The following is a 13,070-nucleotide window of genomic DNA, read 5'->3' as shown; positions in this document are numbered from 1 at the left end:
CCGAAGTGCTCATCGGAAAGCTGTGACACTGTTATAGGCATTGCCTTGCCGTAATACTTCCGTAGTATGATGCACCGATAACGCCTCCGTCAGAGGCACAGGGGACAGGGATAGTGGCTGATTTATCCAGACTGCGCGGCGTCAGGGTCATGGTCATTGACGACAGCAATACAATACGGCGTAGCGCCGAGATTTTTCTCGTCCAGGCGGGCTGTCAGGTTGTACTGGCCGAAGATGGGTTCGATGCGTTGGCCAAGATTGCCGACCATCAGCCCAGCGTCATCTTTTGCGACATCATGATGCCGCGTCTTGATGGCTACCAGACCTGCTCGCTGATCAAGAAAAATCCCAAATTCAAGGCCACGCCGGTCATCATGCTTTCCTCAAAGGACGGCTTGTTCGACCGGGCGCGCGGGCGCATGGTCGGTTCCGACCAGTACCTGACCAAACCATTCACAAAAGACAGCCTGCTGCAAACGGTCGCCACGTTTGCTCTGCCGGCCGAGACAGAATCCAATACGTAGCTCAGGGAGAGCACATGCCCGTAAAGAATATTCTTGTTGTCGACGATTCGCCCACTGAGCGCTTTTTTACCGTCGACTTGCTGACCAAGGCCGGCTATCAGGTGACCACTGCGGAAAATGGCGAGGAGGGGATCGCCAAGGCCAAGGCCAGCAAGCCCGACCTGATTCTCATGGATGTCGTGATGCCCGGGTTGAACGGCTATCAGGCAACGCGCACCCTGACTCGCGATGAAGAAACCAAGAATATCCCGATCATTGTCTGCACGACCAAGGGGCAGGAAACCGACAAGATCTGGGGCTTGCGCCAAGGTGCGGTCGACTATCTCGTCAAGCCGCTGAATCCGGAACAATTGCTGCAACGAATTGCCGCGCTGCCGTAATCCAGATGGCCCGGAAAACCAGTCTTCGTGATTTTCAGGAATATCTGGCGACGCGTCTGAGCAATGCGGCCAAGGGTAAGGGATCGTCGTCCTGGCTCGGTGTCGAGGCCGGCGGCGAATCATGGCTGGTCGATCTGTCAGACGGTGGCGAAATCGTTCAGGCCTCTCTGCTGGCGCCCGTCCCCATGACCCACCCGTGGTTTGCCGGGATTGCCAATATTCGCGGCAACCTGCATGCGGTCAGCGACTTTTCGCTCTTTCGCGGCGGTCCGCCCATTGTTCAGAATGCCAACGCCCGTTTGTTGCTGATCGGTGCCCGTCACGGCGTCAATGCCGCGCTGCTCGTATCGCGCATGCTTGGCCTGAAAAATCCTGATGATTTCACCGCCGAACCGGTCGATGCTTCGATGCCGGCCTGGGGCAGGCAGCGTTTTGCCGATACGCAGGGAAAAGTCTGGCACAAGCTTTCGGTGCGCGAACTGCTCGCCGATCAGGATTTCATGAATATCGGGGTTTAACAGAGGGCTTTCGCCCCTACCCCAAGTGGAGGATTTCCATGGCTTTCAGTTTCAAGCTTCCGAAGATTGCAGGTGGTGGATCATCTGCCCAGATGACCGTTTCGGCCGATATGCCCCCGGGCAAAATGCCGTTGCCTGCTTTCCTCGCCGGGCAGCCTGTCATCCAGCAGATGAAGATACTCGGCGGTATCTTCATCGCCCTGCTCTTGCTGATTGCCGGCCTGGTTTTCCACGACAACCGTGAGTCAACCCACAACACGGCTTACATCGCGGCCTCGGGCGAAATGCGCATGTTGTCGCAGCGGTTGGCGAAAGCGTCGTCGCTGGCGCTGCAGGGCAATGCGGTGGCCTTTACGCAGTTGAAAGAGTCGCGCGAAACCTTCGGCAAACTGTTCGATCAACTCTCGAATGGTGGCGAAATCGGCAATGTCAGCGTTCCGCCTTCGCCCGACAGCGTTCGCCCGCAGCTTGAAGCCCTCGGGGAGCGCTGGGGAACGACCGACAAGGACGCGGAAACGGTGATCGCCCAGGAGGCGAACCTCGTTGCCCTGGGCAAGAACGTCGCGACCATCGACAACAAGAATTCGGCGATGCTTGAGCTGACCGAACAGCTGGCTACGCTGAAACTGCAGGGCGGTGCATCGTCGCGTGACATTGCCTCGTCCAACCAGTTGGTCATGCTCACCCAGCGTATCGCCAAAAATGCCTCGGCCCTGCTCGTCGGTGACGAAATCAACCCGGAAGTCGCCTTCCTCCTCGGCAAGGATACCAACGCCTTCCGCGACATCCTGGGCGCCCTGAGCAAGGGTGGCAACGATGCCGACAGCCGCAGCAAGCTCGATAGCCTGGAGGTGGCCTTCAAGGAGTATCAGGGGGCAATTGCCAGCATTCTCGGCAACATGCAGCCGCTGGTCCTTTCCAAGCAGGCCGGTTCGCGGATTTTCCGCGAGAGCGAGGATTTGCTGAAATCAACCGACGACCTGGCCGTGGGTTACCAGCAAGGTCTGGCTGAACGCGGCATGTATATCGTGCTGCTGATCGTGCTGACCCTGATTGCATTGGCCACGCTGGCCTTGCTGGCCAAGATTTATCTTGACGATACCGGGCGTCGCGCTGCGGACGCGGAAGACCAGCGTCACGCTTCGGAGCAGACCAACCGCGAAAACCAGGACGCCATTTTGCGTCTGATGAACGAACTGGGCGACTTGGCCGATGGCGACCTGACCGTTACCGCGACCGTCAGTGAAAACATCACGGGCGCCATCGCTGACTCGATCAACTACACCATTGAAGAACTGCGCGTGCTGGTCGGTCGTATCAATGACGCGGCCAACCGCGTGACTGCGGCAACCGAAATCGCTCGCCAGACCTCAGCCGAACTGCTCGATGCGGCCGAACGGCAATCCTCCGAAATTCAGGAGGCCGGTCAGTCGGCTCTGGAAATGGCGCGCTCGATGTCCGAGGTTTCCGGCAATGCAACGGAGTCAGCCCAGGTTGCCCGGCAGTCGCTGCAGGCTGCTGAAAAGGGTACGGCGGCCGTGCAGGATTCGATCAAGGGCATGAACGAAATTCGCAACCAGATTCAGGAAACCTCGAAGCGCATCAAGCGCCTTGGTGAAAGCTCGCAGGAAATTGGTGAAATCGTGGAACTGATTTCCGACATTACCGAGCAGACCAACGTGCTGGCGCTCAACGCCGCCATTCAGGCCGCCTCCGCCGGTGATGCCGGGCGCGGTTTTACGGTGGTTGCCGAGGAAGTGCAGCGGCTGGCCGAACGTTCCGGCGAGGCAACGAAACAGATTGCGGCGATTGTGAAGACCATTCAAACAGACACCCAGGATGCTGTGTCCGCCATGGAACAGTCGACCCGCGGTGTGGTCGAAGGGGCCAAGCTGTCCGATGCGGCCGGTCAGGCGCTGTCCGAGATCGGCGACGTGTCACGCAATCTGGCCGACCTGATTCAGAGCATTTCCACCTCAACCCAGAATCAGGCTGATTCGGCTACCCAGGTGGCGCGCCTGATGCAAGACATCCTGCACGTTACGGAACAGACAACGGCCGGTACGCAGCGCACAGCACAGGCGGTCGATGAGCTGACTGCGCTGGCTTCTGAACTGAAGGGCTCGGTCGCCGGCTTCAAGGTCGACTGACGATAATCGCGAGAGATTATGAACGCGGCAACGGAATTTGATTTGGGCCCGCTGACGTGGGTCAAGGGCGAAATTGATCTGGCCTTGCAACGCGCCGAGCAGGCGCTCGACGAATATGTCGCGAGCGCCGACCGGACGCAGCTCAAGTTCTGCCGGACCCATGTTCACCAGGTGCATGGTGCGCTGGCCATGGTTGGCCTGGACGGCGTAACACTGCTGACCGAAGCCACCGAAGCCTTGCTCGCCGGCATGGAGGAGGATCGACTGCCCTCCGGGGATGCAGCGGTCACCGTTCTGCGCCAGACATTGAGTGCCTTGCGCCAGTATCTCGATGACCTGATGGCGGGCGAGCCCAACCATCCGCTCGTGCTGCTGCCTGTTTATCAGGAACTGGAGGCTGCTCGCGGCCTGCCCGGCGCGCATCCCTGCGATCTGTTTTATCCCGATCTTTCGCGTCGTCCGCCGAAACGCGAGGGCGACGTGCCCATCCTTGATTCCGACGAGCTCCTGCGCACGCTCAAGGTCAAGCGGATGCAGTTCCAGAAAGGCCTGCTGCGCTGGTTGCGCGATCCGGCCGATGCTGAAACCGGTCGCCGCATGATGCGAGAGGCCATCGCCGAAATCGAAGCCGTCCAGCCGACACCGGCCGCGCGTTCCTTCTGGTGGATTTCTCTCGGTGTCCTTGAAGCGCTGGCTGATCCCGTGCTCGGCGCCGATCCATCGTCGCGTCAGCTTTGTTCCCGCATCGATGCCCAGATCCGGCGTCTGGTCGGCGGCTCGAACAATGTGGCCGAGCGCGTTCTGCGCGAATCCCTTTATTACATTGCCCAGGCGCCGGCCGATCTGAGCCCTGAAATTGCCGAGGTCCAGTCGGTTTTTGCCTTGGCCGATCTGCTGCCGAGCGCCGCTTCTCAGGTGGCACCGCTGCCGCATCACGGTGAATTGCGCAAGTTGCGCGAGACGCTGACGGCGGCTGAAGAGTTATGGAGCCGGTTTTGTACGGGCAATACGGGCAGTCTGGCTGGTTTTGTCGACAATGCGCGTAACTGCGCCCTGCTGACCGAAGAAATTGGCCAGACCGATCTCAAGCGTCTAGGTCAGGGGCTTGGTGCCGTCGCCAATTGGTTGTCCGAAGAGCCTTCCCGCTTCAACGATGCGGTGGCCATGGAAGTGGCCACCACCATCCTGCTGCTCGAGAATGCGCAGGAAAATTTCCGCCGTCTGGGCACCGATTTCGCGCAGCAGGTCGACCTCATGGTCGCTCGCCTCTACGCTTGTATTGCCGGCCGGCCGGCGGCTGACGAGGGCATCCCGCTGCTCGACGAGATGACCCGGCGAGCTCAGGAAAAACTGCTGATCGGTCAGGTTGGCCGGGAAATCCAGAACAATCTGGCGCAGATCGAACAGGCGCTCGACGGATTTTTCCGCGATCCGAGCAAGGCGCATGACCTTCTCCAGCTGGACAATCAGATCAAGCAGATCAGTGGGGCATTGGCCATGCTTGGCCATTTTGGCGCGGTCAACAGCCTCAAGGAATGCGCGGCCAGCATCCATCGATTTGCCCAGGCGGACTATCAGCCGGCCAGTGAGGACTTCGAAGCTGTTGCCGACCAATTGTCGTTGCTCGGCTTCTTTGTGGATTCCCTGCAAAACGGCGAAACCGATTTCGATGCCTTCGTTCGTCGCATGAGCGGCGAGGTTTCGGATGAGCCGGTGCCGGAAGTGGAGGCTGCCGCGGCGCCGACGGTCGAGGCACTCCTTGTCCAGCAGGCGCGCGACATGCAGGTTCTTGCCGATGCGCTCAAGGAAGCGCCGGAAGATGCTCGTCTGCACGATGAACTCAAGCAAAATCTGCAGGACATCCAGAAGGATGCCGACCTTGTCGCCAACCGCGAACTTGGCGAGTCGGCCAAGGCGGCGCTGGCTGCCTTGCAGTCCGGTGTCGAGCTCGATGCCGCCTTGTCCGGGCTCATGCCCCAGGCACCCGACGCGCCGGCGCCTTCCGCTGAAACACTGCAACTGGCCGAATCGACCCACGAAGAGATCGACGCTGAACTGCTGGCTATCTTCCTCGAAGAAGCCAACGAAGTCCTGGCCACTATCGCTGAGCAGAAAGCCTTGCTGGCTGCCACCCCGGATAACGTCGAGGCGCTGACCACCGTTCGCCGCTCCATGCATACCCTGAAGGGTAGTGGCCGGATGGTCGGCCTCAAGGATCTCGGCGAAGCAGCATGGGAACTGGAACAGACGCTTAACCTCTGGCTGCGCCAGGATACGGCGGTAACGCCTGATCTCCAGCGCATGATCGAGGAATCTCACGCCTTGTTTGCCGAGTGGGTCGTTCATCTCGAGTCGGGGCAGGGCCGAGCTCCCGACCCGACGGCTTTGGTCGCTCTGGCGGCACGCCTGCGTGGCGTGGATGTTCCGGCGGCGGTACCGGTTGAAGAAACACCGGCGGTGATTGTTGAGACAGTCCTGCCGGTTAGCGAGCCAGTCGAGGTGCCGGCACTTGAACTGCCGGAAGAAACCCCGGCATTGGTCGAAGAACAGCTCGAGTCACTTGAAGAGCCTGTCGCCTTGCTTGAAGAGGCTCCGCTGGTGGCAGAGGAAGTGTCCGACTTCGCCATCGAACTGCCAGAACTCGAAAGCACCCTGGAAGACGTCGATCAGCCGATCTCGGAGTCTGAAGAGATCGAAATTCAGGCCTTGCCGGACGAGCCGGAGATTCAGGCCGAGCCGGAAGAGACAGTGCTACGGTCAACGCCGGAAAACGAGCAAATTTCGAATGTCTCGACGCCGCCGGCCAGCGAATCGCCGACGCTTTACGACATATTCCGCGAAGAAGCCCGCGGCCATCTGCAGACGCTGGTTGAGAGTTACGCCGTTATCGATGCCAATCCATCGGCGCCGACCACCTTTGAAATGACCCGTGCCGCCCATACCCTGGGTGGCATTGCGGCAACCGTCGGCCTGATGCCGCTCCATCGGCTGGCCATCGCCCTTGAACACGCCTTGTTGCGGCGCGACGGTTCGGGGCAGGCGGAAAGCATTGAAGGCATTGAAACCGTTCGTCAGGCCATCATCACGCTCGAAGAAATGTTTGCCGGGCTGGCATTGCAACGCTCGCCGGACGAGCAGGTCCAGTTGATTGCGGCGCTGGAGGATATATTCCTCCATGCCACCCAGCCTGCCGATGAAATGCCACCCGCCGGTGCCGAGATCATCGAGCTTCCGGGCAGGGTTGCCGAAGTCGCCGAGACTCTGGCCGAGCCGGTCCAGGCCGTGCCGGTAGTCGTGTTGCCGCAACTGAACGACGAACTCGACGAACAACTGCTGCCGATCTTCCTTGAGGAAGCCGTCGATCTGACGCGCGACCTGACCACCCAGGTCCGCGCCTGGCGCAGCGATCTGACCGGTGATGCGGCGCCGCATGCGATTGCCCGACTGCTGCACACCTTCAAGGGCAGTGCGCGCATGGCCGGGGCAATGAATCTCGGCGAAGCGACCCACCATCTCGAAGCCCGGCTTGAAGAAATGCTGCGCGCCGGCCACGTGACGCCGGCCTTCATCGACGAAATCGAAAGTGGCTGCGATGTGCTCGACCAGGCCGTCGAGCGTCTGCGCGCCGGACCTCAGGAGCCGGTTGCTGCGGTGGCGCCAGAACCGGGCGCCGAGACGCTTGCCGCCGAAGGTCAATTGCCGGCGGCCGAAGCCGAGGCGGATGCCGAGGCTGGCGGTCAGCGGGCAACCTTGCGCGTCCGTGCCGATCTGATCGATCGTCTGGTCAGCGAGGCGGGCGAACTGTCGATTGCCCGTACCCGGATCGAAGGCGAAATGCGCAGCCTGAAGGGCTCCTTGCTCGAACTGACGGAAAACGTCATTCGTTTGCGTCGCCAGTTGCGCGAAATTGAAATTCAGGCCGAGTCGCAGATTCAGGCCCGTGTCGCCCAGACGCCGGACAGCGAGGTCGATTTCGATCCGCTTGAACTCGACCGTTTCACCCGCTTTCAGGAACTGACCCGATTCATGGCCGAGTCGGTGAACGACGTGGCGACGGTACAGCAAAGTCTGCTCAAGAATCTTGACGACGCCAACGCGGCGATTCTCGCCCAGTCGCGCCTCAACCGCAGCCTGCAGCAGGAGCTCATGGGCGTGCGCATGGTGCCGTTCGCCAGCCAGACCGAGCGCCTCTACCGCATCGTCCGGCAGACTGCCAAGGAAGTCGGCAAGCGGGCCAATCTGGATATCGTCGGTGGTCAGGTTGATATCGACCGTTCGGTGCTCGACAAGATGCTGGCGCCGATCGAGCACATGCTGCGCAATGCCGTGACACACGGCGTCGAAAGCCGTGACGAGCGCCTGGCCGCCGGCAAGGCCGAGGCCGGCGAAATCGTCATCAAGCTGTCGCAGGAAGGTAACGAAATCGTTCTGGCCATGAGCGACGACGGCAAGGGGCTCGATCTGGGCCGCATCCGGGCGCGTGCTGAGGCCATGGGCTTGCTCCCGCCGGGGCAGGCGGCCGATGAAAAAACGCTCTTCGATTTCATCTTCCAGCCCGGATTCTCGACGGCCTCCGAAGTGACCCAGCTGTCCGGCCGCGGCGTCGGCATGGATGTGGTGAAAACCGAGGTCGGCGAAATTGGCGGCCGTATCGAAATCCAGTCGGAGTTTGGTCAGGGCACCACCTTCCGTCTCTACCTGCCGCTCACGCTGGCGGTAACGCAGACCCTGCTCGTTCGTGTTGGCACCCATCTCTACGCGGTGCCGTCGACGATGATCGAACAGGTCAAGGAAATGAAGGAAAAGGCGCTCGCCGCCGTTCGCGAAAAAGGCGAGATCGAGTGGCAGGGCAATCGTTACCCCTTCCATTTCCTGCCCCATCTGCTCGGCGACATGGAGGCCGTACCGGAGGCGCACCGTCAATACTGGGCGCTGTTATTACGTTCGGGCTCGCAACGGGTCGGTATCCTCGTCGATGAACTCAAGGGCAACCAGGAAGTCGTCGTCAAGAACATCGGCGCCCAGCTTGCCCGCGTCGTCGGTATTTCGGGTGCCACGGTGCTCGGCGACGGCAAGGTCGTGCTGATCCTCAACCCGGTTGCGCTGGCCAGCCGGACAACGGTTTCCAGCGTCCATACCGCCGTGCCCACCATGCTGCCGCCGGTGATGACGGAAGTCGCCCACTTGCCGACCGTGATGGTGGTCGACGATTCGCTGACCGTGCGCAAGATCACCAGCCGCCTGCTCATGCGTGAGGGCTATCAGGTCATTCTGGCCAAGGATGGCGTCGATGCGCTGGAGCAACTGGTCGAGGTGACGCCGGATGTCATTCTGTCCGACATCGAAATGCCGCGTATGGACGGTTTCGATCTGGTCCGCAACCTGCGCGCCGACGCCCGCCTGCGCGCGTTGCCGGTGGTCATGATCACCTCGCGGACGGCCGACAAGCATCGCAACTACGCGCTCGAGATCGGCGCCAACCACTACCTCGGCAAGCCGTACGACGAAGCCGAGTTGCTGGGTATCGTGGCCGGTTATTGCAAAAAATAGCCTGAATTTCCGGTTGACCGTGGGATTCCACGGTCAACCGGAAATATTGCCTAAATTTTAAGTATCGCGTAGCGCGCCAAAGTCTTTTCCCTGGCCGCAGCGTGTTCAACAATCGGCGCCGGATAGTTCCGCCCGATCACCACCCCAATGCTCTCCTGTTCGATGCGCCCCATTTGCCACGGCGAGTGGATGTATTTGTTGGCGACTTTCGCCAGTTCGGGCACGTAACGGCGGATGAATTTGCCCTCCGGGTCGAAGCGCTCTGACTGTGTCACCGGGTTGAAAATGCGGAAATACGGTTGTGCATCACAGCCAGTTGAGGCCGCCCATTGCCAGCCGCCGTTGTTGGCCGAGAGGTCGAAGTCGTTGAGCTGGTTGGCGAAATAGCGTTCGCCGAGCCGCCAGTCGATGCCGAGATCCTTGCTCAGAAATGAGGCGACGATCATGCGCAGCCGGTTGTGCATCCAGCCGCTGTGATTGAGTTGGCGCATCGCCGCATCGACCAGCGGATAGCCGGTTCGCCCTTCCTTCCAGGCGGCCAGGCCAGCCGGCCAGTCGTCCCAGTGCACGGCATCGTAGGCTGGCTTGAAAGCGCTGCCAACGACGTGCGGAAAATGATCGAGGATCATGAAATAGAAGTCGCGCCAGATCAGTTCGTTGAGCCAGGTCGTGTCCTTGGCGGTCAGCGCAGTGCGGACCAGTTCGCGAATGCCGATGGTGCCGAAGCGCAGATGCACCGACAGATAGGAAACGCCCTTCACCGCTGGGAAATCACGCAGCGCACCATAGCGTTCAATGCGCTCCTGGCGGAACTCATCCCACAAGGTGCGGGCACCCGACATGCCGGGGCGGATGCCCAGTTCGTCGAGGTCAGTCGCCGCGAAGCCGATGTCGGCCAGCGTCGGGACGCCCGCCAATTCCTTGCCGGCTAGTTGCCCACGGCAAGGCCATTCGGCGCAGTCGGCAGCGGTCAGGCGCTTCAGCCAGGCATTTTTGTAAGGCGTGAATACCGAAAAAGGGTTGCCAGCCTGGGTCAGCACCTCATTGCCATCGAAGACAGCCTGATCCTTGAAGGCGTGAAACTCGATGCCGCTCGCCTTCAGCGACTCGGTGACGAGGGAGTCGCGCCGTTTGGCCGCGGGTTCGTAATCGCGGTTGGCATACACTGCCGACACGCCGAGTTCCCTGGCCAGTGAGGGAATTTCCTCGGTCGCCCGGCCATGGCGGACGATCAGACCGCCACCCTTGGTGCGCAGGGCCGCATCGAGTTCGACCAGCGATTGGCGAATGAAATGAACACGCCGGTCGCGCCGGCCGGGCAAGGCGTCGAGAATTTCAGTGTCAAAAACAAAGGCGCAATAAACCTGTTGCGCCCCGGCCAGTGCCGCGCTCATGGCGGCGTGGTCATGGTCGCGCAGGTCACGGCGAAACCAGACGAGGGCTTTTTCTTTTTTCATGGTTGGTTTGTACCCTCCCGGCGATTAAAATTCCAGTCATGGACAACGTCAACCTGACCGACAACTTCCTCATCGCGATGCCGACGCTGGAAGACCCGTATTTCTCCAATTCCCTGATCTACATTTGCGAACACAATGAGAACGGGGCCTTGGGGATCATCGTCAATCGCCCGATTGACATGAATCTGGCCGGCTTGTTCGACAAGATCGACATCAAGCTGGAGGCAGAAAGTCTGGCCAACCTGCCGGTCTATTTCGGTGGCCCGGTCCAGCTTGACCGCGGCTTCGTCCTGCATCGCCCAATCGGCAAATGGCAGTCGACGTTGGCCGTCAATAGCGAGGTCGGCCTGACCAGTTCGCGCGATGTGCTCAATTCCGTGGGCAGCGAAGGTCTGCCGGCCGAAATCATCGTCACACTCGGCTACTCCGGCTGGGATGCCGGGCAGCTTGAAAATGAGCTGGCGCAAAATTCCTGGCTGACCGTGCCGGCCAAGGCTGAAATCCTCTTCGACCTGCCGCCGGAAGAACGCCTGCCGGCCGCCATGCAAAAGCTTGGCATCAGCTTTACCCAGCTCTCCGACGTGGCCGGTCACGCATGAGCAGGTCAGCTCGTTGATGGGCACTGTCCTCGCGTTCGACTTCGGTGAAAAGCGCATCGGTGTCGCCACTGGCGAAACGATGCTCGGCACGGCCCACCCGCTGACCACCATCCACGCCGAATCGAACGACGACCGTTTCGCCGCCATCGGCAAACTGGTCGCCGAATGGCAGCCGGTGCAACTGGTCGTCGGCCTGCCCATGCATGCCGACGGTACGCCGCACGAAATGACCCGGCTGGCGACCAAGTTCGCCGAGCGCCTCAAGCGCCGCTACAACCTGCCGGTCGGCTTTGCCGACGAGCGCCTGACCTCGGTCGATGCCGAATCCCGCCTGCGTGAAACCGGCCGCAACAGCAAATCCGCCAAGCCGCTGCTCGATGCCGTGGCCGCCCAACTCATCCTTCAAACCTGGTTCGAAAGCCCGCACCATGTCATCCCATCCTGAAGTTTTGCCCGATGCCGAGGCGCAGTGTCGCCAGTTGGCCGAGCTGATACGCCCGAATCTCTCGAAAAATCCTGCGCTGGTCGGCATCTACAGCGGCGGCGCGTGGATCGCCGAGCGCCTGAAGGAACTGCTCGATTTGCCGGAAGAGATCGGCCTCATCGACGTCTCCTTCTATCGCGACGATTTCGCCGAAAAGGGCCTGCACCCGCAGTGCAAGCCGACGGTCATTCCCTTCGATGTCGAAGGCCGCCATCTGATCCTGGTCGATGACGTGCTCTACACCGGGCGCACGACGCGGGCGGCGATCAACGAACTGTTCGACTACGGTCGTCCGGCCTCCATCGAACTGGCCGTGCTGGCCGACCGCGGCGGCCGCGAGTTGCCGGTGGCCGCAACCTACGGCGCCTGGGGCGTCGAGTTGAACGACAACCTGAATCTGGTGCTCGCCAAACAGGATGACGGTCGACTGGCCTGGAGGATGGAAAATGCATAACCCGCAGTTGAACAAGGATGGCGAACTGACCCACCTGCTGTCGATCGAAGGCCTGCCGCAACGCATCCTGACGCAGATTCTCGACACCGCTGCATCGTTCATGGAAGTCTCGGCCCGCGACGTCAAGAAGGTGCCGCTCCTCCGCGGCAAGAGCGTCTTCAATCTGTTCTTCGAGAACTCGACGCGGACGCGGACGACCTTCGAAATCGCCGCCAAGCGCCTGAGTGCTGACGTCATCAACCTCGACATCAACAAATCGTCGGCCAGCAAGGGCGAAACCCTGCTCGACACCATCGACAACCTCGTCGCCATGCACGCCAACCTGTTTGTCGTGCGCCACGCCTCGAGCGGCGCGCCCTACCTGATCGCCGAGCACCTGCAGCGCATCGGCCGTGACGACGTGCATGTCGTCAATGCCGGTGACGGCCGCCACGCCCACCCGACGCAGGGTCTGCTCGACATGTACACGATCCGTCACTACAAGAAAGATTTCACGCAATTGCGTGTGGCCATCGTCGGCGACATCCTGCACTCGCGCGTCGCCCGTTCCGACATCCACGCCTTGACCACGCTGGGCGTCCCGGAAGTCCGCGCCATCGGACCGGAAACCCTGCTACCCAAGCATCTCGACAAGCTCGGCGTGCATGTCTTTCACGACATGAACGAAGGTTTGAAAGACGTCGACGTCGTCATCATGCTGCGCCTGCAGAACGAGCGGATGACCGGTGCGTTGCTGCCCTCGGCCGGCGAATATTTCCGCCACTACGGCCTGACGCCGCAAAAGCTGGCGCTGGCCAAGCCCGACGCCATTGTCATGCACCCGGGGCCGATGAATCGCGGCGTCGAAATCCACTCGGCGGTGGCCGATGGGGCGCAGGCCGTGATCCTGCCGCAAGTCACGTTTGGTATCGCGGTCCGCATGGCCGTCATGAGCATCGTTGCGGGGAACTGATA

At 61.0% G+C, this 13,070-nt stretch carries 10 protein-coding genes; 9 read left to right on the top strand and 1 reads right to left on the bottom strand.

What is annotated here, in order from left to right:
• Positions 1–149: 149 nt before the first annotated feature.
• Genes KI610_RS18520 through KI610_RS18500 form a run of 5 tightly spaced genes read left to right on the top strand, consistent with a single transcriptional unit; the run spans position 150 to position 9,122 of the window.
• Positions 150–524 (top strand): response regulator, encoded by a 375-nt coding sequence (locus tag KI610_RS18520; RefSeq protein ID WP_226405783.1) that lies wholly within the window; start codon positions 150–152, stop codon positions 522–524.
• A 14-nt stretch (positions 525–538) separates the two neighbouring features.
• Positions 539–904 (top strand): response regulator transcription factor, encoded by a 366-nt coding sequence (locus KI610_RS18515; protein WP_226496411.1) that lies wholly within the window; start codon positions 539–541, stop codon positions 902–904.
• Between the two features lie 5 nt (positions 905–909).
• A complete protein-coding gene (locus KI610_RS18510; protein WP_226496410.1) occupies positions 910–1,422 on the top strand; it encodes a chemotaxis protein CheW in 513 nt (170 codons plus the stop codon).
• Positions 1,423–1,460: 38 nt separating this feature from the next.
• Positions 1,461–3,572 (top strand): methyl-accepting chemotaxis protein, encoded by a 2,112-nt coding sequence (locus KI610_RS18505; protein ID WP_226496409.1) that lies wholly within the window; start codon positions 1,461–1,463, stop codon positions 3,570–3,572.
• Positions 3,573–3,614: 42 nt separating this feature from the next.
• The gene (locus KI610_RS18500) at positions 3,615–9,122 is read left to right on the top strand and encodes an Hpt domain-containing protein (RefSeq protein WP_226496408.1); all 5,508 of its coding nucleotides are present in this window, start codon (positions 3,615–3,617) and stop codon (positions 9,120–9,122) included.
• Positions 9,123–9,172: 50 nt separating this feature from the next.
• Here KI610_RS18500 and KI610_RS18495 read toward each other — a convergent pair whose 3' ends face one another.
• Entirely contained in the window at positions 9,173–10,579 is a 1,407-nt protein-coding gene (locus tag KI610_RS18495) for a cryptochrome/photolyase family protein (RefSeq protein ID WP_226496407.1), read from the bottom strand.
• A 38-nt stretch (positions 10,580–10,617) separates the two neighbouring features.
• On the opposite strand from KI610_RS18495, the gene KI610_RS18490 reads away from it, so the two are divergent.
• The 4 genes from KI610_RS18490 to KI610_RS18475 are packed head-to-tail and all read left to right on the top strand — an operon-like array spanning position 10,618 to position 13,068.
• Entirely contained in the window at positions 10,618–11,178 is a 561-nt protein-coding gene (locus KI610_RS18490) for a YqgE/AlgH family protein (protein ID WP_226496406.1), read from the top strand.
• Between the two features lie 16 nt (positions 11,179–11,194).
• Complete coding sequence (ruvX, locus tag KI610_RS18485) at positions 11,195–11,623, top strand: Holliday junction resolvase RuvX (RefSeq protein ID WP_226496405.1); 429 nt, start codon at positions 11,195–11,197, stop codon at positions 11,621–11,623.
• A complete protein-coding gene (gene pyrR, locus KI610_RS18480) occupies positions 11,607–12,116 on the top strand; it encodes a bifunctional pyr operon transcriptional regulator/uracil phosphoribosyltransferase PyrR (protein WP_226496404.1) in 510 nt (169 codons plus the stop codon). Before ruvX ends, pyrR begins: the two co-directional genes overlap by 17 nt.
• Positions 12,109–13,068 (top strand): aspartate carbamoyltransferase catalytic subunit, encoded by a 960-nt coding sequence (locus KI610_RS18475; RefSeq protein WP_226496403.1) that lies wholly within the window; start codon positions 12,109–12,111, stop codon positions 13,066–13,068. The genes pyrR and KI610_RS18475 overlap by 8 nt, the downstream gene beginning before the upstream one ends.
• Positions 13,069–13,070 lie beyond the last annotated feature (2 nt).

The organism is Ferribacterium limneticum (assembly GCF_020510565.1).
In the GTDB taxonomy this organism is placed as follows: domain Bacteria; phylum Pseudomonadota; class Gammaproteobacteria; order Burkholderiales; family Rhodocyclaceae; genus Azonexus; species Azonexus limneticus_B.
The sequence above is the reverse complement of the archived record's forward strand: the minus strand, read 5'-3'. Positions and strand labels throughout refer to the sequence as shown.

Bases quoted from the DNA above. Each gene is read 5' to 3' on its own strand.
- KI610_RS18495 (WP_226496407.1), bottom strand. From the start codon at position 10,579: ATGAAAAAAGAAAAAGCCCTCGTCTGGTTTCGCCGTGACCTGCGCGAC.
- KI610_RS18505 (WP_226496409.1), top strand. From the start codon at position 1,461: ATGGCTTTCAGTTTCAAGCTTCCGAAGATTGCAGGTGGTGGATCATCT.
- KI610_RS18490 (WP_226496406.1), top strand. From the start codon at position 10,618: ATGGACAACGTCAACCTGACCGACAACTTCCTCATCGCGATGCCGACG.
- KI610_RS18520 (WP_226405783.1), top strand. From the start codon at position 150: ATGGTCATTGACGACAGCAATACAATACGGCGTAGCGCCGAGATTTTT.
- KI610_RS18475 (WP_226496403.1), top strand. From the start codon at position 12,109: ATGCATAACCCGCAGTTGAACAAGGATGGCGAACTGACCCACCTGCTG.
- KI610_RS18510 (WP_226496410.1), top strand. From the start codon at position 910: ATGGCCCGGAAAACCAGTCTTCGTGATTTTCAGGAATATCTGGCGACG.
- pyrR (WP_226496404.1), top strand. From the start codon at position 11,607: ATGTCATCCCATCCTGAAGTTTTGCCCGATGCCGAGGCGCAGTGTCGC.
- ruvX (WP_226496405.1), top strand. From the start codon at position 11,195: ATGGGCACTGTCCTCGCGTTCGACTTCGGTGAAAAGCGCATCGGTGTC.
- KI610_RS18515 (WP_226496411.1), top strand. From the start codon at position 539: ATGCCCGTAAAGAATATTCTTGTTGTCGACGATTCGCCCACTGAGCGC.